This window comes from Ruegeria arenilitoris (genome assembly GCF_013030265.1).
Taxonomy (GTDB): Bacteria; Pseudomonadota; Alphaproteobacteria; order Rhodobacterales; family Rhodobacteraceae; genus Ruegeria; species Ruegeria arenilitoris_E.
In genome coordinates this window covers 368779-391374 of the sequence record NZ_WPZQ01000005.1, presented here as the reverse complement: position 1 = coordinate 391374, position 22596 = coordinate 368779, and the positions used below count along the sequence as shown (strand labels likewise).

The window sequence follows — 22596 nt, the reverse complement described above, 5'->3', positions numbered from 1 at the left end:
CGGAGATCCTCTATGACCGCCCCCAAGCCCGTTGTCCTGTGCATTCTCGATGGATGGGGTCTGTCGAATGACACACGGGCCAACGCGCCTTTTCTTGCCGAGACGCCAACCATTGACGCGATCATGTCCAAGGGACCGCATGCAACGCTGATCACGCATGGCCCGGATGTAGGGCTGCCGAGCGGTCAGATGGGTAATTCCGAGGTCGGTCACACCAATATCGGCGCGGGCCGGATCGTCGCGATGGATTTGGGACAGATTGATCTGGCGATCGAAGATGGATCGTTTTTAGATAACGCGGCGCTTCAGGATTTCATTAGCAAGGTCAAGGCTGCCAATGGTACTGCGCATCTGATGGGTTTAATCTCGGATGGCGGGGTACATGGTCATTTGAATCATATCATCGCCGCTGCAAAGGCCATCACCGATGCAGGTGTCCCTGTGGCATTGCACGCCATGACAGATGGGCGCGATGTATCGCCCAAATCGGCCTTCACATACGTTGCCCAGCTTGAAGAACACCTGCCCAAAGGTGCAAAGATTGTCACTGTCAGCGGGCGCTACTTTGCCATGGACCGCGACAACAGATGGGAACGCGTAAGCGAAGCCTATGACGCGATGATCAACGCAAAAGGGCGCGAGGGTAGGACCGCTCACTCTGCAGTGGACCATGCGTATAATCAGTCGGAAACAGACGAGTTCATCACGCCAACGGTGCTAGCAGGCTATGAGGGTGTTAAGGATGGGGACGGTGTCTTCTGCCTCAATTTCCGGGCCGACCGCGCCCGTGAAATCCTGCGTGCCATTGGTGAGCCTGGATTTGCAGATTTCGATACCGGCCAGCGGCCACACTTGTCTGCGTTGCTAGGTATGGTCGAATACTCAGATGGCCACAACGCCTATATGACAACCGTTTTTCCCAAGCGCGATATCGTGAATACTCTGGGCGAATGGGTGGCAAAGCAAGGGCTACGGCAGTTCCGGCTAGCCGAGACCGAAAAGTACCCGCATGTGACCTTCTTCCTCAACGGCGGCAAAGAGCAGCCGGAGGAGGGCGAGGATCGCTTCATGCCCAATTCACCCAAAGTGGCCACCTACGATCTACAGCCCGAGATGTCTTCGGCCGAAGTCACAGCCAAATTTGTCAAAGCAATTGAAGCGGGCTACGACCTGATCGTCACCAACTATGCCAACCCCGACATGGTTGGACATACCGGAGATTTGCAGGCCGCGATCAAGGCCTGTGAAGCAGTGGATCAGGGATTGGCTCAGGTCGTCGCAGCGCTGGAGAAGGTGGGTGGTGCGATGATCGTGACTGCTGATCACGGGAATTGTGAGATGATGGTCGATCCCGAAACGGGTGGCCCACATACAGCACATACCTTGAACCCGGTTCCTGTGGCTCTGGTTGGTGGACCAGAGGGGGTTAAACTGCGGAATGGTCGTTTGTCCGATCTGGCACCGACCCTATTAGAGTTGATGGAGCTGCCTAAACCACCCGAGATGACCGGAGAAAGCTTGCTGTCATGAGGTTTCTTGCGCTTCTGTTTGCAACTGCTTTGGGATCTGCGCCCGCATACGCGCAGACAGATCCTGCTCAGGCGGCGTTGGAAGCAGCGCAGATGCTGGAACAAGCTTCAATCTCTCTGACCGAGGCGGATAGCGCCCGTGATCGGGTGCGTGCACTGACCGAAACATTGCAGGCCTATGAGGCAGGTCTGACCGCCATGCGTGACGGGCTGCGCAAGGCTGCTACGCGTGAAGCCCAGCTGACCGCAGAACTGCGCGCACGGGAAAAGGATATCGCGCAGCTGTTGGGCGTTCTTCAGACTATCGAAACCACTGCGCCGCCGGTGTTGATGCTGCACCCATCAGGCCCATTGGGTGCCGCACGCACGGGAATGATGTTGTCCGAAGTCACACCGGGCCTGAACGCCAAGGCGCAGGCTTTGGCGCACGACCTGCAAGAAGTGCAAACCTTGCGACAGTTGCAGCAAAGTGCAGCTGAGACCCTGACAGAGGGCCTGATTGGTGTTCAGGATGCGCGCACGCGGCTCAGCGAGGCGATTGCCGACAGAACTGATCTGCCGCGCCGGTTTGTCGAAGATCCGGTGCGCACGGCAATCCTGATTTCGTCAACCGAAACTCTGGACGGTTTTGCCAGCGGGCTTTCCGAAATCTCCGAGGGTGAGATCGTGGAAACCAATGCCGATGTAACGGATCTGAAGGGGCAGATCGCATTGCCCGTTCAGGGGGTTCTCCTGCACAAGGCGGGCGAGACGGACGCGGCCGGAGTGACACGCCCTGGGCTTGTCATGGGTACCCGTCCCCGTTCGTTGGTAGTTTCTCCCACAGCTGCAACAATCCGTTATCGAGGGCCATTACTGGATCTCGGTAACCTCATAATTCTGGAGCCTCAGCCCGGATTATTGTTTGTGTTCTCAGGCTTGCAGGAAGTTTACGGTGAACCCGGACAGGTGATCCCCGAGGGCACTCCGGTCGGATTGATGCCCGGCGGTACGCCAGAAATAGGCGCGATTTTGTCAACATCCGGTGATGGCACTGGAACTGACCGGTCAGAAACGCTCTATATAGAAGTAAGAGAAGAAAATACGCCCGTGAATCCGGAATCGTGGTTTCGGACAGACAAGGATGGATAAACGAGTATGAAGAAATTTATTATGGCCGGTCTGGCCGGAACCGTGGCAGGGATTGTTGCCACGACACAAATCGCCGGACCACTGCTGGCGCAAGAGGCTGAAAACAAGGCCAGTGTCTATGAGCAACTGGACCTGTTCGGTGACATCTTTGAACGGATCCGTGCACAATATGTCGAAGAAGTCGAATCTGACGAACTGATCGAAGCGGCAATCGATGGCATGCTGACGTCGCTTGACCCGCACTCCAGCTACTTGTCGCCTGATGACGCTGAGCAGATGCGCGTTCAGACTCGCGGAGAGTTCGGCGGTCTGGGCATCGAGGTCACGCAAGAAGAAGGTTTCGTCAAAGTGGTTTCGCCCATTGACGACACACCAGCGGATGAGGCCGGGATCGAAGCCGGCGATTTCATCACCCATGTCGATGGTGAGAGCATTCTTGGCCTGACGCTCGACAAAGCGGTTGACCTGATGCGTGGACCAGTTGGGTCCGAAATCGTCATCACGGTGGTTCGTGAAGGCGAGCAGGAGCCATTCGATGTCACCATCATCCGTGACACGATTAAGCTGACCGCGGTGCGCGCCCGTACCGAAGGCACCAGCGTTGTTCTGCGCGTGACCACCTTCAACGATCAGACCTATCCGAACCTTCAGGCCGGGCTGGAAGAGCAAATTGAAGAAGCTGGTGGCATCGACAAAGTCAACGGTTTCGTTCTGGACCTGCGCAACAACCCCGGCGGTTTGCTGACACAGGCAATCAAGGTGTCTGACGCGTTTCTGAACGAAGGCGAAATCGTCTCGACCCGTGGCCGCAACCCCGAAGAGGGCGAGCGTTTCAACGCGACACCAGGTGACCTGGCCGAGGGCAAACCGATTGTGGTTCTGATCAACGGCGGTTCTGCGTCAGCGTCCGAAATTGTTGCCGGTGCTCTGCAGGATCACCACCGCGCGATTGTTGTCGGCACCAAGAGCTTCGGCAAGGGATCGGTGCAGACTGTCATGCCACTGCGTGGTGATGGAGCTATGCGCCTGACGACCTCGCGCTATTACACCCCTTCGGGTCGCTCGATCCAGGCGCTTGGTGTCAGCCCCGACATCATCGTTGAGCAACCGCGCCCGACGCCGGAAACCGAAGAGGAAGAGACCAACACGTTCTCACGCTCTGAGGCCGATCTGCGCGGCAGCCTGAACAATGACAGCTTAAGTGAAGACGAAATTCGTCAGATCGAAGAAGACCGTGCCAAAGCCGAAGCAACGGCTGAACTGCGGGAAGAGGATTATCAGCTGGCTTACGCCATCGATATTCTAAAAGGTCTGTCCGCCTTCAACCCGAACGGGCCATCGCAGTAAGACAAAAGGGTCGCGCCACTGTCGCGGCCCTTTTCATTTCCAGGTCAGCTTTCGACTTTGTGCAGCTTGTTCTCGTCCAGCATCAGGGCCAGCAAAACGCCGATAGATACGGATACAGTCGCAAAGATAAACGCCATATTCATACCGCTGTCGAAGGCTGCATTTATCGCGTTTCGAACCTGTTCTGCCTCAGTGGTACTAAGCTTGTTTAAAACGTCCTGAGCAGAAGCTGTCGAAAGTGTACCCCCATTGATCGCGCGTTGATCAGCCTCGGACATGCTAATGCCCGCGGCACTCAGTCGTTCGCGCAGTGATGAAAGACTGGTGACATACATAATCGCAGTCGCACAGGCGACAGAGATGGCACCATAGACCAGATGAGTCATGAAGCTGAGGCCGCCAACCAACCCCGCGCGCTCAGGTTTGACGGCACACACTGCTGCAGTCCCGGAAGGACCAACGGTAAGCGTCGCTCCAAGGCCAATCATCGCCATTCCGGGCAATATCTGAAAATACCCTAACCCGGCGGGTAAGATCACCACGCTGGCCGCTCCGAGCGTTGCGCACATATAGCCCCAAAACAACAACCGCTTAGGACCAAAGTCGTTGTAGAGAGTGCCAGAAATAATCGATCCGACCGCCAGCAATACCGTAAGTGGAGCCAATCCAAGCGCAGATTGAAAAACCGACCAGCCCAGAACCTTTTGCATGTATTGGGGGAAGTACAGCAGGCCAACAAACGCAGCTGACACATTGAACATATTCAGACCAAGGGTGATCAGAAACTCTCGGTTCTGCATCATTTGGGGCAGCAGTAGCGGTTCCTTCACCCGTTTTTCGACCCTCGGGAATAGCAGGAACAGCACAGCACTCACGAAAAACAACAAAAGCAGCGGAACCGAAGTCCAGCCCCAGTCCGCGCCCACATCCAGCCCATAAAGCAACAGCAGAACCGCAAAAGACAGGATGCCCATTCCGGCAAAGTCGATGTGTTCACCTTGTTTGTGGGTCTTCTCGCGCTCCATAAGTATAAGGGCGGTCGCCATCGAAATGCACGAAAACACAACGTTGGCCAGGAAGAACAGGCGCCAATCTCCGAGATTGACGACAAACCCACTGATCATGGGCCCAAAGACGTTTCCGGTGGTAACACCCGCAAGGATCAACCCCATGACCATGGCGCGGTGTTCCTCTCGGGATACTTTTGTTGCACCAAAGGCCAAGGTGCAGGGCCAGACGCATCCGGCACCGATGCCTTGCAGTGCACGTGCCCCAACCAGAAAATCCAGACTGGGCGCAACAAAACACATAATGGACGAAAACAGGAATATCGAAAGGCCGATGATCATCATCTTCCGGTGACCGAACATGTCACCCAACCGACCACCAGCAACCATGGTCATGGCAAAGAACAGGGCGTAAATATTCAAAACCCACTGCGTGCTGGTGATGTCTGCGTCGAATGTGTTTTCGATGGCCGGAACCAGCATAAGCGCGCCCGTGAAATCGATACCGATACCAAAGGCAGTCACCATCAGGGCGATGACCTTTACAATGCTGCTGCGTTCCATGGGGTCACCCGAAATGTGCTGGATGCCCGTTATGATGCATTGTTCCGGCTAAAAAGATAGAAAAATCGGTCAATTACCGCTTTCTACCTAGTGTCATGCCCAACCCGGATCAGGGGTTGTTTTCGCCGTGAAGCCGGCGAAACGCGCGTTTCAACATATCCAGTTCAGCACGTAGCAGAGACAATTCAGCCCGCATGTCTTCTGCGACTGGTGAGCCAGAGATAACTGTGAAATCACCTAGTTTGTGGTTGGAACGCTGATCCCAAATAACAACGCTATGTACACCTTCGGATAACAGGCTCGAGGGGACCGGGACGCGCAGCGTCCATCCACCTTCGGCCTCTACCAATTCAACATCCGGCAAGGTTTGATCCCGATAGCGCACTTCAATCTCAGGCGTATCTTCCGAGGCCAGATGCCCTTCCCAGATGGCATTTTCAAAGCGAATGGGGGTCAAATTCGTTTGTGTCATTTATTGAACTCTCACAAATCAGCCCGATGATGGCGGCACAGGGTCAGGTCGCGCAGAACGATCCGGTTCATTCTCGGATCGTTTATGATGAGATCCAACCAGATTTTCTCGACCCGGCGTTCATTCAGATGGAGATGAGCCAGATCGAAATCTACCGACATAGAAGAATCAGAGTGGCTCAGTTCACGCAGCACTTGTTCAGTGTTGGGCCCGTGCTGAATGTTGAGGCGTGCGAACATGCCTGTTGGTCTTTCACACTCGATCTGGGCACTGGCGCGTATCAGATGCTGCCGTGTTAAGCCAATAGTGGCTTCGGCAGGCAGTTCGATGGACAGAGACAGGAACGAACCGGTGAATTCAAAAATCTCCAGTGCAAGACTGAATGGTGCCAGATCCTTGTCCGCCGTGTTTCGGGTTTGCCGGATGGCGATTTCGCCAAGATCGCAGTCATGAAACAGGGTAACCTGCTTATCCATTGACGTTTTGCGCGAAAGTGATGCGTGGCCATGCTTTGCCAAAGGTCCGCGCCATAGATCTGGTCGCCACGCCCAGTCGGTACCGAGCGGTTTGGGAAAACTCGTCGATCCGATCAGGGGGCGGGTTAGTCTCCCATCGGCAACTTGGATCAACCGCTCCAGATGCAATCTGAATTGACGGGCTTCATCTCTCTGCCGTCGCAACAAATGCAGCGCGGTAAATGGCGCCGACTGCGCTGCTTTGCGCCAACGCCCCAATACCTTGCGGCTCACATATTGATCCAGAATCTTGCCCATGGCTCCAACGTTTGAAACTGCATCTGTTTAGTCAAAGATAACAGGTGGGATAAACCCATGTTTCGACTCCGACTTCAGAATTTTGTGATTTGTTAAGGTCACGACCAGAGGGCGAGCTCTTATTCGAAATTTGTAGCTTCTGCCATTCTTGAAATAGTCGAACCCAGAGCTTACCGTCAGGCACCCGGTCGCAGTGGATCCCCCGCAACGTGCCGAAGATCACTCAAGTTCATGGCGAGGCCGGGGTATGGAACCCACTCTATTCGCGTTCATCTGGAAACACTCAAAAAAGCAGCAGTTAATCCTGCTGTTGCTGACTGTATTGTCGTTTCCGTTTCTGTACGCCTCGCTTGAACTGCCGAAGCAGATCATCAATGACGCAATCGGTGCGCCGGGTGATACCGTCACCAAATTTGGCATAACGGTCACCCAGATACAGTATCTGCTGGTCTTGTGTTTCGCATTTCTGGCGACAGTGATTGCCAGCGGCCTGATGAAAATGCGCATCAACACCATGAAGGGCATTCTGGCCGAACGGATGCTGCGCCGGTTGCGATTCACGCTGATTAGCAGGTCCATGCGGTTTCCAAAGTCATATTTTGCCACCACCAGCCAGGGTGAGCTGGTGTCGATGATCACGTCCGAGGCCGAACCCATGGGCGGGCTCATGGGTGATGCCATTGCACAGCCGGTGTTTCAGTTCGGACAGATGATGACCATCGTTACCTTCCTGTTCATGCAGAGCGTTTGGTTCGGGCTGGCAAGTATCGCGCTGATCCCGCTACAAGCTTGGCTGATCCCCAAGCTGCAGCGGCAAATTAACCTGCTGAACAAGGAACGTATTCAGGAAGTCCGCCAGCTTAGTTCGGAAATTGGTGAAAGCGCGGCCGGGATCAGTGATCTGCGCACAAACGGTGGCTGGCGGTATCGTCTGGCGCAATTCAGCCATCGGCTAGGGACTTTGTTCGAGATTCGGTTCCGGATCTACAACAAGAAGTTCTTTATGAAGTTCCTCAACAATCTGATCACTCAGATGACGCCGTTTCTGTTTTATTCGGTCGGCGGCTATCTGGCGATCACAGGTGAGGTAACGGTCGGTGCGCTGGTCGCCGCACTTGGAGCCTACAAAGACCTGAGCGGGCCCTGGAAAGATCTGCTGACCTATTACAACCAGGTACAGGACATGTCTCTGCGCTGGCAAATCGTGACCGAGCGGTTTGCCCCGTCAAACATGATCCCCGAAGATCTGTTCGAGAATGAGCCCGAGACGATCCCGCATCTGAAAGGCGATATTGAACTGCGGAACGTGACTGTCCGCGACGATGACGGCAAGACCGTTCTGGAAGATATCGACCTGACCATACCCAGCGGTGCGCGCGTCGCGATTCAATCGACCCACGCTGCGGAACGCAATGCACTGGCTCAGTTGCTGACCCGTGAGCTTTTGCCGACTCAGGGCGAAGTCGTTTTGGCCGGACATAATCTCAGAGAATTGCATCAGGCAGTGATAGCCGCGCGGATCGGCTACGCATATTCCAGACCCTATCTGTTCGACGGCACATTGGGCGATAACCTGATGATGCCACTTCGCACGCACCCGCAGCACGAAAGCGATGCAATCAAAGCGCCCACGCGCCGCCAGATCGAGGCCGTTCGTGCGGGCAATCCACCGGACTCGCTATCGGATGAATGGGTCGATCCGGGCCTTGCCGGGCTGGATGATATTGACGAAATTCGCGACTGGTGGTTCCAGCTGGTTGAAGCGATGGGCATTGACGAGTTCATGTTCCGGCGCACTTTGCGCTCGCAATTTGACCCTGAACTGCATCCGGATCTGGCAGGTGAAATCGTAAGATTACGAAATACGGTTGCCGAGCGGCTGCAAGAGCGCGATCTGGACCAATACGTCTACCGATTTGATCCGGACCAGTTCAACCCGGCCGTACCTTTGGGTGGAAATCTGTTGTTCGCTTCGCCTTCGCGGGATATTTCGCCTGACATTCTGGCCGGTGATGGCCGGTTTATGGCGATGCTCAAGGCGCATGATCTGGATGAGGATGCGATGGGAATCGCGAATGCGGTTCTCGACACGCTTCACAAGACATTTGGGCGTGATGGCACCGATCACCCGCTGTTTTTACGGCTGGGCATGGCCAAGGATATGTTCCACCGGCTTCTGGATATTGAAGAGCGGCGCAAGTCCAAAGGGGATGCAGACCTGAGCGATCAGGAACGTGCTTTACTGCTGACAGTACCCTTCCTTCTGACTGCTGAACAAATCGGTCCGAGTTTCCCAGAGGAATACAAAGAAAAAATCCTCTCAATCCGGAAAAGTCAGGCTGAAAAGCTCCATGCGTCTCTTAACGGGCTGTTCATTCCTGTCACACCTGACGTCTACGTGCCGCGGCTGACTGTCATTGAAAACGCTCTATATGGTCGGATTTCAATCATGGCCGGTGCCCACGCGGATGAGATTGAAGAGGTCGTGGCCGAAGTCCTGAACGAAGCCGGCCTGAGACGTCGCGCGGCCGCTATTATCTATGACCTTCCATCGGGCTTAGGCGGGAACAACCTCCCGACAGTGTTCCAAGAACGGGCAGCGTTCTCGCGCGCGGGGATCAAGCGTCCTGACATTCTGATACTGGACAAAGCTCTGGCCAGCCACGATTCCGAGAGCCGTCTGAGAACCCGCCTCAGACTGCGCGAGCTGCTGCCGGATTCGATCATGATCTTCATGGAGGATCATTTCGCGCATCCCGAGGCATATGATCTGTTTGTCGAAGTCAAAGATGGCCGCATTGATGGCATTTCACGTACACAGCTCGAAACCGAAGAGGAAACCTCAGACGACCTGAGCCGCAAGCTCAAAATCATATCTTCGACCGAGCTGTTTTCGCGCATCGACGCAAAGAACCAGCGACTGTTGGCTTTTTCAGCCCAATGGTACGATGCTGCGGCAGGTCAGACTATTTTCGCACGCGGTCAAAACCCGGACGCCGCCTATCTGTGTATCTCAGGTCAGGCCAGTCTGAACTGGACACAAGGTGACGGAGAAAAAGGCTCAATCTCGATCGTCGAACCAGGTCGGCTGATTGGTGATCTGTCCATCATCACCGGAGACCCGAGACAGCTGGATCTTGTCGCGTTGACCGATTGTTCGTTCCTCAGAATCGGAGCCGAGGAACTGCGTGCCGTGGTCGAAAGTGATGCAACGGTGGCGGTAAAGCTGCTGGAAACCGTGGCGGGATACCTGACAGAACTTGCTGAAATCATGCGGGAATCCAACACGCTGATACCTACGGATTCGGTCACTGCAACCACCGAGCAAGTCAATGAAGGATGAGCGATCGATAGGCGCTTATGCCAGCCATGAACAGCTGGTGGCAAAGGCCCGTCCATATCCGGAACTCTGGCGCCTGTTGGTTGGTCTGGCGATTGTTGTTGCAACCTATACTATCCTGAACCTGATTTTGTTTGGGCTTGCCGCCGGGCTGGGGCCAAGCGGGTGGCAGACAGGCCTGCAGAATGGCTCATCACCGCTGGCTATGCTGGTATTGCTGGCAAGTTTTGGATTTGTGACCTTTGGTGTCACACTCGCTGCCAAATGGATGCAGCACCGTACCCTGACCTCAGTAATCGGCCGGTGGTCAGCGACGATTCCGCAATTTCGTGTCGTTTTGCGAGCCTTGTTGATTCTGGGCGCGGTTATTTTTGTTTTACCACCCTATGACTACGGCGCTCCTCTAGTGCCGAACCTGGCGTTTTTTACCTGGCTGGCGCTGCTCCCGCTGTCAGTGCTGGTGGTTCTCATCCAGACGAGTGCCGAGGAGATTCTGTTTCGCGGCTATCTTCAACAAAGCCTTGCCGCCCGTTTCCGGTCTCCGCTGATTTGGATGGGCCTTCCGTCCTTGCTGTTTGCAATTGGTCACTACGCACCCGCAGCTGCAGGCGACAACGCAATGCTGGTTGCGGTTTGGGCCTTCATATTTGGACTATTGACGGCTGATTTGACTGCAAGGGCAGGGACGTTAGCACCCGCTATAGCACTGCATTTCTTTAACAATGCGGTGGCTCTTCTGGTTGTTTCACTGCCAGATAGCCTCAGCGGCCTTGCGCTCTATCACCTCCCATATGACATGACGGACACTGGGGTTCTAAGACAATGGCTCATCGTTGATTTCGCGGTGATGATTGTCAGCTGGCTGACAGTACGTCTTGCACTCAGGCGTTGATTGCATTTCCTTCCGTTGCGTCTTATTTGACGTCAACGCCGCATAACAAGGTTCCGACATGAACTGGATCACAAACTACGTCCGCCCCCGGATCAACTCGATCTTCTCGCGCCGGGAAGTGCCTGAAAACTTATGGCATAAGTGCGATGAGTGCGGAACGATGCTGTTCCATCGTGAATTGGCGGAAAACCAGAATGTCTGCACCCAGTGCGATCACCACATGGCGATCACCCCGCGCGATCGCTTCAAGCATTTGTTTGATGGCGGCATATTTACCGAAGTTGCGGTTCCGGCCCCCAAAGATGATCCGCTGCAATTTCGCGACCAGAAGAAATACCCCGACCGTATGAAAGCGGCCCAGAAAAAAACGGGCGAGAAAGAGGCGATGCTGGTGGCAACCGGCGAAATCGGGCGGACACCCATCGTGGCAGCAGCTCAGGATTTCTCGTTCATGGGCGGATCGATGGGCATGTATGTCGGCAACGCCATCATCGCGGCTGCGCAAGAAGCGGTGAAGCTCAAGCGCCCGCTGATCCTGTTTTCTGCCGCAGGCGGTGCCCGGATGCAGGAAGGCATCCTCAGCCTGATGCAGATGCCACGCACCACTGTTGCGGTGGAGATGCTGAAAGAAGCGAACCTGCCTTACATCGTTGTTCTGACCCACCCGACCACGGGTGGTGTGACCGCTTCTTATGCGATGCTGGGCGATGTTCATATTTCAGAGCCAAACGCCCTGATCTGTTTTGCCGGTCCTCGCGTGATCGAACAGACCATCCGTGAAAAACTGCCCGAAGGTTTCCAGCGCGCCGAGTATCTGCTGGATCATGGCATGCTGGACCGTGTGACCAAGCGGACCGAGATGCGGGATGAACTGATTACCATCACCCGAATGCTGATGGGGATGTCCCCTGCGGTCAAAGGCGATCTGCCTGCACCCGCAGCCGAAGAAACCCCGGCCGAGACCGCTGCTGAAGACGCAGGCGAGAAATGACCACTCAGACTTCGGACGTCATCCTTGATCGGATGATGGCGCTGCACCCCAAGATCATTGATCTGACCTTGGATCGTGTGTGGCGTTTGCTGGCCACGCTCGACAATCCGCAAACCAAGCTGCCTCCGGTGATCCACATTGCCGGGACCAATGGCAAGGGGTCAACGCAAGCGATGATCCGGGCGGGTCTGGAAGGCGCCGGTCTGTCGGCACATGCCTATACTTCACCCCATCTGGCGCGTTTCCATGAACGTATCCGTTTGGCGGGCGAACTGATTTCCGAAACCGACCTGACTGCGGTTCTGGATGAGTGCTATGCCGCCAATTGCGGTGAGAACATCACCTATTTCGAGATCACAACCTGCGCAGCGTTGCTGGCCTTTGCCCGTACAAAGGCAGATTACACGTTGCTTGAGGTTGGTCTGGGCGGACGTCTGGATGCAACCAACGTCATTGAACAGCCTGCGGTGACGGTCATCACGCCCATCTCGATCGATCATGAGCAGTTTCTGGGCGATACACTTGGAAAAATCGCGGCAGAAAAAGCTGGCATCATCAAACCTGGTGTTCCATGCATCGTCGGGCCGCAACAGGATGAGGCACTGGAAGTCATCGAGTACACGGCCGCACGATTGGGTGCGCCGCTGCTTGTGCATGGTCAACATTGGCACGTTCACGAAGAAAACGGACGTCTGATTTATCAGGACGAAACTGGTCTGCGCGATCTGCCGCTTCCCAACCTGTTGGGTACCCACCAGATTCAGAACGCAGGCGCAGCTGTCGCTGTTCTGCGCCATCTTAAACTGGGCGATGACGCCTACGAAGCAGCCGTGAGCAAAGCCGAATGGCCCGCACGGATGCAACGGCTGAAAACCGGTCCCTTGGTCGAACAGGCACCTCAGGCCGAGCTTTGGTTGGATGGGGGGCACAATGCGGCTGCCGGGATCGCCCTTGCGGACGTGCTGTCGAAACTGCCCAAACGTCCGACCCATATGATCTGCGGTATGCTGAACACCAAAGATGTCACGGGTTATCTGGCACCGCTCGCTGCACAGGCAGAAAGCCTGACGGCAGTGTCAATTCCGGGTGAGGCCAATACGCTCAGCGCAGAAGACACATCCGCTGCCGCAAACCGAGTCAACTTGCCTTCTGATACGGCTGACAGTGTTGCAGATGCTTTAGCGGCGATCACTGCCAAGGATCCGCAAGCACGTGTTCTGATTTGCGGCTCGCTTTATCTGGCGGGCAACATTCTGCGCGAAAACGGATAGACTGCCTCCTGCTGGATGGGTTCTGAAGCGTTGCCCATGACTGGGCAGTGCCTTTACTTGCCCCAATCCTTATCCTGCATCTCACGCAGGCGCGAGGCGGTACGTTCAAACTCAAAAGTTCCCTCACCTTCGACATAGAGCATTTCCGGTTCTGCGGCGGCGGAACAGATCAGCCGAACTTTGGCCTCATACAGCGCATCGATCAGCGTCACGAAACGCTTGGCTTCATTGAAGTTGTTCCGTGATAGGCGAGGAACATCTTCAAGTACCAGAACCTTCAGTGCGTCTGCGATCGCCAGATAGTCGCCCGGCCCCAACATACGCCCACACAAGTCATAGAATGATGCCCGAGCGACCCCATTCCTGAATGCCGGCAGCACCACTTCGCGACCCTTGACCTGCAAGCTGAGCGGTTCTGCGGGCCCGCCAGACAGATCATTCCAGACAGACCGGATCTTCTCTCTGGCTTCGGGTCCGATTGGGGTGAAGTAGACCGGCGATCCCTCCAGACGGTTTTGCCGATAATCGGTGGGAGAAGTCAGCTCCCATATCACCAACTGCTCTTTGATGTGATGGATAAAGGGCAGGAACAGTTGGCGGTTCAGACCGTTCTTGTAGAGGTCATCAGGATGCCGGTTTGAGGTCGTGACAATCACGACACCGCCATCATGCAGCATATCAAACAGGCGACCGACTATCATCGCATCGGTGATATCGGTGATCTGCATTTCGTCAAAGGCCAGCAACCGAACGGTTTTGATCACCTTTTCAGCAACCGGGGCGAGCGCGTCCTGAACGCCATCTTCTCGCGCCTTGTGCATTCCGGCATGGATTTCCTGCATGAAGGCGTGGAAATGAACACGCCGGGCAGGGATGTCACCCATCGTCTCGACGAACATGTCCATCAACATCGACTTGCCGCGCCCCACACCGCCCCACAAATACAACCCTTTTGGTGGCGGGGGTGGCTTGCGGAACAATCCACGCTTTACCGGTGTGGCCAGAGCCGAGCGAATGCGTTCGAATTCAGGAAGAACAGCCTCTTGCGCGTCGTCCCGCGTCAGGGTGCCATCTGCAATGCGGGCTTCATAGAGCGAAATCAAATCCGTCATAACCGAGCCATAGCGCTAGCTCAGCGCCTTGAAAAGCAGACAATTTCGGCACGCATCAAAAATGGTTAAGCGTAACCGCAAAACTCCTGAATTGACGCGATCAGCATTCCGGATAATTTCTGTCCCGATATGTAACGGAGGCCCCATGCCGCAATCAGCCCGCTTGCTGAACCCTGTTCTGATCGTTGGATGTATCATCATCACGGTCAGCTTTGCCGTGCGTGCCTCTTTTGGGGTATTTCAGATTCCGATTGCGGATGAGTTTGGTTGGTTGCGAACCGATTTCTCTCTGGCAATCGCGATTCAAAATCTCGCCTGGGGTATCGGGCAGCCGATATTTGCAGCCATCGCCGAAAAGGTCGGCGACAGACGCGCAGTGGTTCTGGGCGCATTGACCTATGCCGCAGGGATGGTTCTGTCTGCCTGGTCGGTCACGCCATTTGGCCATCAGATGTATGCATGGCTGGTTGGATTTGGCATCGCAGGTACCGGATTTGGTGTCGTACTGGCCGTGGTTGGGCGCGCGTCATCGGACAAAAACCGATCCATGTCTCTGGCAATTGTCACCGCCGCTGGCAGTTTCGGTCAGGTGATCGGCGCACCAACGGCGGAATGGCTGCTGTCCTTCCTGCCGTGGCAGCAGGTTTTTGTTGTCTTTGCCGTATCGATCCTCGCACTCGTGCTGACGCTACCTTTCATGCGTGCACCTACGCCGATCAGCAAAGCTGAGCTGGAAGAAAGCATGAGCCAGATACTGGGCAAGGCGTTCCGCGATCCATCCTATGCGCTGATTTTTCTTGGTTTCTTCAGCTGTGGCTATCAGCTCGCATTCATCACCGCGCATTTTCCGGCTTTCGTGACTGAAATGTGTGGTCCGATCCAGCCCGGTGGCGTTCTACACTCACTGGGCATCACGACCACGTCCGCTCTAGGGGCAGTTGCAATTTCATTGGTTGGGCTCGCCAATATCGGGGGCACTCTGCTGGCGGGCTGGGCAGGTAATCACTTCCCAAAGAAGTATCTGTTGGCGGCCATCTACACAGCCCGAACGATTGCAGCAGCCGCGTTCATTATGATGCCGATCACACCCATGTCGGTCATCGTATTCTCGATTGTCATGGGTTCGCTCTGGCTTGCGACCGTTCCGCTAACCTCCGGTCTGGTCGCCCATCTTTATGGCCTTCGCTACATGGGAACGCTCTATGGCTTCGTATTTCTCAGCCACCAGATTGGCGGGTTCCTCGGCGTTTGGCTGGGTGGTCGGATGTATGATCTGTACGGGGATTACACCATGGTATGGTGGATCGGCGTAGCAGTAGGCGCCTTCAGCGCCATCGTCCATCTGCCAATCCGCGAGAACCGTACGGCTGAGCCTGTTGCCGCCTGAGTCAGGCGGCTTCTTCAGGGCTCAACAACCCTTCGGCGACCAACCGGTCCGCCCACCCCTGTGGCCCATTAAAGTGATGGGTCTGCCAGCCACGCGCTCTGGCCGTTTCGATATTGTCGATACGGTCATCTGCAAACAGCAGTGTTTCAGGTGAATGCCCGCAATCCGCCTCGACCATCTCGTAGATTGGAGAATGAGGCTTTACGTTCTTCATCCGTCCCGAAACATAAAGACGGTCAAATTCATTCAAAAACGGGTAGACGGTCGTCGCATAGTCAAAATTCTGCACACCGAAATTGGTCAGGGCAAACACCGGAACGCCCTTTTCGCGCAGGGCACGTTGCAAACGGACTGAATGCGGAATCTCGGGCGAAGCCAGCTTGATCCAATCGTCATGCCACATACGGATTTCATCACGCCATTCCGGGTACTTGTCCGCCCAGTTGTAAATTGTGTCAGTGAAATGATGACCCTGATCGACCAGATCGTTCATACCGTGCAAGTCAACCTCCGAGAACATGGCCCGGCGGCGGTCTTCTCCAATCACACGATCATAATAGCGTTCGGGTTGCCATTCGATCAGAACATTTCCGATATCAAAAATCACGGCTTCAACGGGCATGGGCATTCCTGTCTGCTCGGGTTTGATTGCAATAACTGAAGCAAGCTCTGCCGCCATATTCAAGGCGGAACCGCACCGAGCGGGCTTTGCCCGGGCGGTGCCATGCCCAACAGGAAAGGGGGCATCATTGATGCCTCCTGCGCTGGCGGGAGCCTCAGCTTCGCATTGCGGCGCGGATTTCCCGTTCCAGGGCATCCAGAAAGCGTGACCTGTCCGCTTTACCAAAGGGTTTTCCACCGCCGCCCGCACCCAGCGGATTTGCGGCGCGCAGGTCCGCCATCAGATCGCGCATTGCGAGCTGCTGCCCGATGTTGGCGGCTGTGAAGGCCTCGCCATTGGGGCGCAGGACTCGCGCGCCAGCTTCAACGCACTTTGCCGCCAATGGTATGTCGGAGGTCACGACCACATCTTCAGGACCACAGCGCTCGGCTATCCACTTATCCGCTTCATCTGCGCCTTCAGCCACCATGATGACCTGTACCAGCGGGTTCGCGGATGGCCGCAACCCGCCGTTCGAGACCAGAGCCATGGGCACCTTATGTCGCGTAGCGACCCGTTCAGCCTCGGCCTTGACCGGGCAGGCATCACCATCGACATACAGGGTCGTCACGCTTTCTTCGCCTCTTTCTTGGCGGGTTCGACTTTAGCCTCAGCAGGCTTAGCTTCTTTTTTGCGCACCTTGAACTCGTCCGGGATCGGCATCCGGTTGAAGGCATCCAATCCGGCGATTTTATAAGCCTCGGCCAATGTCGGATAATTGAAGGTGTTCTGAACGAAATAATCGACCGTACCTTTGAGGTTCAGCACCGCCTGAGCAATATGGATCAGTTCAGTCGCGCCTTCACCAACGATCTGCACACCCAGGACCCTGCGGGTTTTCAACGAGAACAGCATCTTCAGCATGCCATGCTCCAACCCCATTATGTGGCCGCGCGAAGTTTCGCGGAATCGCGCCACACCAACTTCGTAAGGGATGCCACGTTCCTGCAGTTCTTCCTCGGACATGCCGCAGGTCGAGATTTCAGGAACGGAATAGATACCGTAAGGGTACCAAGGGCTCTCGGGCAATGTGGGGGTCTCAAGGGCGTGACAAGCAGCAACCCGGCCTTGCTGCAGCGAGGTCGAGGCCAGCGAGGGGTGGCCGATCACGTCACCCGTTGCATAGATATGCGGCACCGAGGTCTGATAGGTCTTCCGATCCACACTGATGCGATTTCGGTGATCCGTCTCAATACCCACTGCATCCAGATTGAGAGCCGAGGTCGCGCCCATACGCCCGGCTGCAAACAGCAGCATCTCAGACCGAACGTGACGCCCGTTTTCCAATGTGATCTCGACGTGACTTCCTGCGTCTTCGATCTTTTCAACGGCCGAGCCCAGCCGCAAATCCACGCCATTTTCACGGATCTGGTGCGTGAATTCGTGGATGATCGTGTTGTCGATGAAATCAAGAAACGAGTCGCGTGGTTCTATCAGGGTCACCCGGACATCGAGGGCCGAAAACATCGTCGCATATTCAACGCCGATCACACCCGCACCGACCACACACAACGAACGAGGGATTTCCGCCATCTCAAGGAAATCATCACCATCCACAATGGTTTTGCCGTTGAAGGGAACATATTCCGGCCGATAGGTTTTGGTCCCGGTGGCGATCAGGAACTTTGCGCCCGTCAGGCGCGTCGTCTCACCTGAATCGGTAGCCACCTCAACCTCGTGCGGACCAACGAATTTGGCCAGCCCTTCCAACGTTTCAACGTGGTTACGGTTGAATTGGTGCTCCAGCACATCGACCTCATAATCGAGGGTCATATGCAGACGCGCCTTGAGGTCCTCTGCTCGGATCTGATCTTTGACACGGTAGGACCGGCCGTAAAAGCTGCGCTCACGCCAGCCCGACAGGTTGAGAACGGTCTCACGCAAGGTCTTGGACGGGATCGTACCGGTATGTACCGAAACACCGCCCAATTTGTCCTTGCGATCAATGACAAGTACCCGACGCTTGAGTTTACCCGCCTGAATCGCAGCGGACCGTCCCGAAGGGCCGGAACCGATGATGATCAGATCATAGTCGTATTTGCTCATGCATCAGTCTCCGTAAAGAGCTTCTGCGTGGAAGGACACGTGGTCTTCCATGAAGGTCGAGACAAAGAAATAGGAATGATCATAGCCAGGTTGCAGACGATTTGTTGCTTGCTGGCGACGCTCGGCGATGGCCTGCGCGAGTGCTTCGGGGCGCAACAGATCGATGAACTGATCATTGGTGCCAGTATCGATCAGGATCGGCCCGTCAAAACCTTTTTCCTTCATCATCAGCGTTGAATCGTGCTTGGCCCATGCAGCCTCGTCATCACCCAGATAGGCAGACAGCTGCTTGCGGCCCCAATCGGAACCTGTCGGGTTCGAGATCGGAGCAAAGGCCGAGACGGAGCGGAACCTGCCCGGCAGGTTCATGGCGAGTGTCAGGGCTCCATGACCACCCATCGAATGACCCGTGATTGACTGGCGCTCACCATCTATGGCGAATTTCTCGGTCAGCAAGGCGGGCAGCTCATCTGCCACGTAGTCCCACATATTGAAATGCGGCGCCCATGGCTTTTGTGTTGCGTTCACATAAAAACCGGCACCCTGGCCAAGATCATAATCATCATCATCTGCCACATCAGCCCCACGCGGAGAGGTATCGGGAAACACCAGTGCAATCCCTTGCTCGGCGGCCCAGCTTTGCGCACCGGCCTTGGTCATCGCGTTCTCATGTGTGCAGGTCAGCCCGGACAGGTACCACAGCACTGGAACCGGGCCATCCTTGGCCTCGGGCGGCAGGAACAGGCCGAAAGTCATGTCACATTGGCAGGCCGACGAAGCATGGCGATAAACGCCCTGCACACCGCCGAAACATGCATTTTCCGATAGGGTTTCCATCTGGCATTGTCCTTGCGTTAGGTCTGGCCCATGGCTAACGGTCCGCGGTCCCGGCGTAAAGTGCGCGGGTTTGTTACGGCGGCTTTTTTCGAGTGTGACACCCTAGTTTGCACTCACCCAGGCGATCACAAACGGTAAAGTGATGATGCTGGCGATGGTGGACAACAAAATTGCAGCCGAAGCGCGATGCGGTGCGATCCCATAATGCGCCGCCAGCATGTATACGTTGCCCGCAACCGGTAGCGCGGCAGCAGCGATGGCAACGGACGCGGGGAAGGGTTCAATCGGAATAATCCAGATCAGAACGATCGCCACGCAAACCGGATGAACAATCAATTTGCAAAAGCTCAGCCAGGCGGCAATCTGCACCCTTTCAGCAGACTTGGTGGCCAGCGAGGCGCCGATAGCGAACAATGCACCCGGTGTTGCCGCCCCGCCAAGAATGGTCAGAAAATCATTGAGAGGCGCGGGTACAGGCAACCGCAGGGCTGACCAGATCAGACCCGACGAAATCGATACAATCATCGGGTTCTTCAGCAGGCCAACACCGATCAGTCGCATCGTGCGCAGCGTTAGCCGACCATCGCGACCGCCGTTGATCAGGATCACGATCAAGGACGAAAACACCACCAGATCGACGGCAAGCACCAACATAACCGGACCAATTGCCGCCTCAGAGAACAGCAGGGCCAACATTGGCAGGCCAAGAAAACCAACATTGCCGATAGCCGCACATTGCGCCTCAACCGCAGCCGTCGGGATGTCGAGGCCACGAAGGTAAGCAACAAGCGTCGCCAAACCATAAACGCAAAGCGTTCCGATCAGATAACCGATCACCAGTCTTCCATTGAAGATATCGGCAAAGGGCAGGGTTGCCGCAAAACGAAACAGCATTGCGGACAGTGCAAAGTAGAACACGAATTTGGTCAGGTAGGCAGTGGCTTCTTCACTGAAAAAACGACTGCGACCGGCCCAGTATCCAAGGCCGATGATCGCGAAAAAAGGCAGGGTGCGCAGAAAGATATCGACCATGGGCGAATTGGTAACATGAATTTACCGCACCGCAAGCAGGACATCAGCCACTGCCGATCAGAATACCTGCAGCCAGCACCAGTGAGCCACCCAGCACAACCTGGAATGCTGCGCGAAAGAACGGAGTGTCCATGAAGCGATTCTGAATCCACGCGATCGCCCAGAGCTCGCAGAATACGATCAGGAAGGCGATGCTGGTGGCCGTCCAGAATTCTGGGATGAGGTAGGGCAGGGCATGCCCCAGTCCTCCGACTGTAGTCATGACCCCCGATGCCAGACCGCGCTTTACAGGAGAACCCCGCCCGGACAACTCTCCATCATCTGACGCCGCCTCGGTAAACCCCATGGAAATCCCGGCACCGACTGAGGCTGCAAGACCAACAAGAAACGTGGTCCAGGTATCCTGCGTCGCAAAAGCGGTGGCAAAGATCGGTGCCAGTGTGGAAACGGACCCATCCATCAGCCCGGCCAGTCCTGGCTGAACCCATGTCAGCACAAACTGACGACGCGAGACCGCCTGTTCGGATTCCTGACTGTCCGGATCCAAATAGGTTTGCTCCAATTCGGCCGCTGTGGCCTGATGGCCTGCCTCGGCCACGGCGAGATCGCCGAGCAGCTTGCGGGTTGCGGTATCGGTGCTGCGCTCAGCGGCGGTCAGATAAAACCTTTCGGCATCGCGCTCCATCATTTCGGCTTCTTCGCGGATACGTTCGATGCCCAAATTTTCGATCAGCCAAATGGGCCGTCGCGCATAATATCCTGCGACATGCTCGCGACGGATCAATGGGATCACTGATCCGAACCGCTGCTCATGCAACCCGATCAGAAGGGACCTGTGCTGATCCTCTTCAGCAGCCATGCCGTCGAACACCTTTGCACTCGCGGGATAGTCACTTCGCAGCATTTCAGCATAAGACCGATAGATGCGCGCATCGTCTTCTTCGGACGAGATGGCAAGCGCAATGATCTCCTGTTCGGTCAGGTCGCGGAAGTGTTTTCGCTGGGTGAAAAAACGCATCAGCGCCTCACTATATTAGAACGATTCCAATTTACCGAACGTAACGAAGCTTTCAACCAGAACCGAAAATCGTTGAAACTAAACCGAACGGTTTATAGATTTGGAATACGTCAAGCCAAGGAGACAACATGACCCAAGCCGCCACCATTCTGCGTACAGGCCGAAAATTCGATCAGGTCTTGCGCGGAGCCCGCGAGGTTTTCATGGCGGATGGCTTCGAAGGTGCCAGCGTGGACGATATCGCCCGCGCTGCAGGCGTCTCAAAGGCAACGCTCTATAGCTACTTCCCCGACAAACGGCTGTTGTTTATGGAAGTGGCTCAGACCGAATGCAGCCTGATGGCTGAACGTATCATCTCGATGATCGACGAGACCAAACCAGCGCGTGAGGTCCTGACAATCGCAGCGACTCAGCTGACTGCCTTTCTGGTGTCGGATTTCGCACAACAGGTGTTCCGGATCTGCGTAGCCGAAAGGGATCGGTTTCCTGAGCTTGGTAAGGCTTTTTATCAGGCTGGTCCCGAGAACGGTCAACGACAGCTCGCAGAGTATCTGGAAAAGGCCGTCGCCAACGGCGAACTGGTCATCGAAGACATTTACATCGCGGCGGAACAGTTTTCTGAACTTTGCAAAGTCCGACTGTGGGGCAGAGCAGCTTTTGGCATCCAGTCAAGCTTTTCGCAGGAAGAAATCGATGAGGTCGCCCTGCAGGCGGTGGACATGTTCATGGCCCGTTACGGGACCTGACATACAAATCTTTGGTGCGGGTGGAGGGACTTGAACCCCCACGCCTTGCGGCGCCAGAACCTAAATCTGGTGCGTCTACCAATTTCGCCACACCCGCAACCCGGCGCCAATGACCCCGGAATGTGGCGCTGCATAACAAAGCTTCCAGACAAGTGCGAGAGGTAAATTGCGGTGTGATGGAGTTTATTGACCCCCACATCGCAACAATACATCGCAACCGATCAGGAAACTTCTGGCTCGAACCAGCGAACAGCAGCAAGCTCTCTCTCGAACTGCATCGAAAAAAGCTCCATGATTCATTAGAATTTAGGCACTCTCATATCCTAAAAAACCTGTCAAAATCTTATTAGGAAGGGTCTGCCACAAATTGCCTCTATTGTTGCCAATTACGAGACATTAAAATTTATCCGCCAGATTCTTTTAGCTCGCTTACGTTGAGT

The 22596-nt window shown here is 55.4% G+C and carries 19 protein-coding genes and 1 tRNA gene; 9 read left to right on the top strand and 11 right to left on the bottom strand.

The annotated features are described in order from the left end of the window. Positions 1–12 precede the first annotated feature (12 nt). The 3 genes from gpmI to GOX61_RS11325 are packed head-to-tail and all read left to right on the top strand — an operon-like array spanning position 13 to position 4007. Positions 13–1530, top strand: coding sequence for a 2,3-bisphosphoglycerate-independent phosphoglycerate mutase (gene gpmI, locus GOX61_RS11335; RefSeq protein WP_170333779.1), 1518 nt, complete (start codon positions 13–15; stop codon positions 1528–1530). Next, the gene (locus GOX61_RS11330; protein WP_170333777.1) at positions 1527–2660 is read left to right on the top strand and encodes a murein hydrolase activator EnvC family protein; all 1134 of its coding nucleotides are present in this window, start codon (positions 1527–1529) and stop codon (positions 2658–2660) included. Before gpmI ends, GOX61_RS11330 begins: the two co-directional genes overlap by 4 nt. A 6-nt stretch (positions 2661–2666) precedes the next feature. Further along, positions 2667–4007 carry a S41 family peptidase gene (locus tag GOX61_RS11325; protein ID WP_155145562.1) on the top strand — a complete coding sequence of 447 codons (1341 nt, stop codon included), beginning with the start codon at positions 2667–2669 and terminating at the stop codon, positions 4005–4007. A gap of 44 nt (positions 4008–4051) precedes the next feature. Here GOX61_RS11325 and GOX61_RS11320 read toward each other — a convergent pair whose 3' ends face one another. The 3 genes from GOX61_RS11320 to GOX61_RS11310 all read right to left on the bottom strand — a co-directional run bounded on the left by GOX61_RS11320 (position 4052) and on the right by GOX61_RS11310 (position 6823). Further along, on the bottom strand, positions 4052–5578 hold the full coding sequence (locus GOX61_RS11320) for an MFS transporter (RefSeq protein WP_155145564.1): 1527 nt from the start codon (positions 5576–5578) through the stop codon (positions 4052–4054). Positions 5579–5687: 109 nt separating this feature from the next. Further along, a complete protein-coding gene (locus GOX61_RS11315) occupies positions 5688–6050 on the bottom strand; it encodes a hypothetical protein (RefSeq protein ID WP_170333775.1) in 363 nt (120 codons plus the stop codon). An 11-nt stretch (positions 6051–6061) separates the two neighbouring features. After that, complete coding sequence (locus GOX61_RS11310) at positions 6062–6823, bottom strand: DUF6478 family protein (RefSeq protein ID WP_170333773.1); 762 nt, start codon at positions 6821–6823, stop codon at positions 6062–6064. A gap of 247 nt (positions 6824–7070) precedes the next feature. On the opposite strand from GOX61_RS11310, the gene GOX61_RS11305 reads away from it, so the two are divergent. From GOX61_RS11305 to GOX61_RS11290, 4 genes are read left to right on the top strand one after another with little or no spacing between them, the layout of a single operon-like run. Beyond that, positions 7071–10166, top strand: a complete 3096-nt coding sequence (locus GOX61_RS11305) for an ABC transporter transmembrane domain-containing protein (RefSeq protein ID WP_170333771.1) — start codon at positions 7071–7073, stop codon at positions 10164–10166. Beyond that, positions 10156–11055, top strand: coding sequence for a CPBP family intramembrane glutamic endopeptidase (locus GOX61_RS11300; RefSeq protein WP_170333769.1), 900 nt, complete (start codon positions 10156–10158; stop codon positions 11053–11055). Before GOX61_RS11305 ends, GOX61_RS11300 begins: the two co-directional genes overlap by 11 nt. 58 nt (positions 11056–11113) lie before the next feature. Beyond that, the gene (gene accD / locus GOX61_RS11295; protein WP_170333767.1) at positions 11114–12046 is read left to right on the top strand and encodes an acetyl-CoA carboxylase, carboxyltransferase subunit beta; all 933 of its coding nucleotides are present in this window, start codon (positions 11114–11116) and stop codon (positions 12044–12046) included. Further along, entirely contained in the window at positions 12043–13317 is a 1275-nt protein-coding gene (locus tag GOX61_RS11290) for a bifunctional folylpolyglutamate synthase/dihydrofolate synthase (RefSeq protein ID WP_170333765.1), read from the top strand. Before accD ends, GOX61_RS11290 begins: the two co-directional genes overlap by 4 nt. A gap of 53 nt (positions 13318–13370) precedes the next feature. Here the strand turns inward: GOX61_RS11290 and zapE are convergent, their stop codons facing one another. Further along, positions 13371–14429 (bottom strand): cell division protein ZapE, encoded by a 1059-nt coding sequence (gene zapE / locus GOX61_RS11285; RefSeq protein ID WP_170333763.1) that lies wholly within the window; start codon positions 14427–14429, stop codon positions 13371–13373. Positions 14430–14574: 145 nt separating this feature from the next. Here zapE and GOX61_RS11280 point away from each other — a divergent pair, with 145 nt between their 5' ends. Beyond that, positions 14575–15816 carry an MFS transporter gene (locus GOX61_RS11280; RefSeq protein WP_170333761.1) on the top strand — a complete coding sequence of 414 codons (1242 nt, stop codon included), beginning with the start codon at positions 14575–14577 and terminating at the stop codon, positions 15814–15816. A gap of 1 nt (position 15817) precedes the next feature. Here GOX61_RS11280 and GOX61_RS11275 read toward each other — a convergent pair whose 3' ends face one another. The 6 genes from GOX61_RS11275 to mbfA all read right to left on the bottom strand — a co-directional run bounded on the left by GOX61_RS11275 (position 15818) and on the right by mbfA (position 21410). Continuing rightward, on the bottom strand, positions 15818–16438 hold the full coding sequence (locus GOX61_RS11275; protein ID WP_170333758.1) for an HAD family hydrolase: 621 nt from the start codon (positions 16436–16438) through the stop codon (positions 15818–15820). A gap of 154 nt (positions 16439–16592) precedes the next feature. After that, positions 16593–17048: a YaiI/YqxD family protein gene (locus tag GOX61_RS11270; protein WP_170333756.1), complete on the bottom strand. Its 456-nt coding sequence runs from the start codon at positions 17046–17048 to the stop codon at positions 16593–16595. After that, complete coding sequence (gene sthA / locus GOX61_RS11265; protein WP_170333754.1) at positions 17045–18523, bottom strand: Si-specific NAD(P)(+) transhydrogenase; 1479 nt, start codon at positions 18521–18523, stop codon at positions 17045–17047. Before sthA ends, GOX61_RS11270 begins: the two co-directional genes overlap by 4 nt. Before the next feature lie 3 nt (positions 18524–18526). After that, on the bottom strand, positions 18527–19360 hold the full coding sequence (gene fghA / locus GOX61_RS11260; RefSeq protein ID WP_170333752.1) for an S-formylglutathione hydrolase: 834 nt from the start codon (positions 19358–19360) through the stop codon (positions 18527–18529). Positions 19361–19462: 102 nt separating this feature from the next. After that, the gene (locus GOX61_RS11255) at positions 19463–20392 is read right to left on the bottom strand and encodes an AEC family transporter (protein ID WP_170333749.1); all 930 of its coding nucleotides are present in this window, start codon (positions 20390–20392) and stop codon (positions 19463–19465) included. Between the two features lie 43 nt (positions 20393–20435). Then, positions 20436–21410: an iron exporter MbfA gene (gene mbfA, locus GOX61_RS11250; protein WP_170333747.1), complete on the bottom strand. Its 975-nt coding sequence runs from the start codon at positions 21408–21410 to the stop codon at positions 20436–20438. Positions 21411–21538: 128 nt separating this feature from the next. On the opposite strand from mbfA, the gene GOX61_RS11245 reads away from it, so the two are divergent. Beyond that, positions 21539–22156, top strand: a complete 618-nt coding sequence (locus tag GOX61_RS11245) for a TetR/AcrR family transcriptional regulator (protein ID WP_170333745.1) — start codon at positions 21539–21541, stop codon at positions 22154–22156. 12 nt (positions 22157–22168) lie between these two features. Here the strand turns inward: GOX61_RS11245 and GOX61_RS11240 are convergent. Further along, positions 22169–22253: transfer RNA gene (locus tag GOX61_RS11240), tRNA-Leu, on the bottom strand. Between the last annotated feature and the right edge of the window lie 343 nt (positions 22254–22596).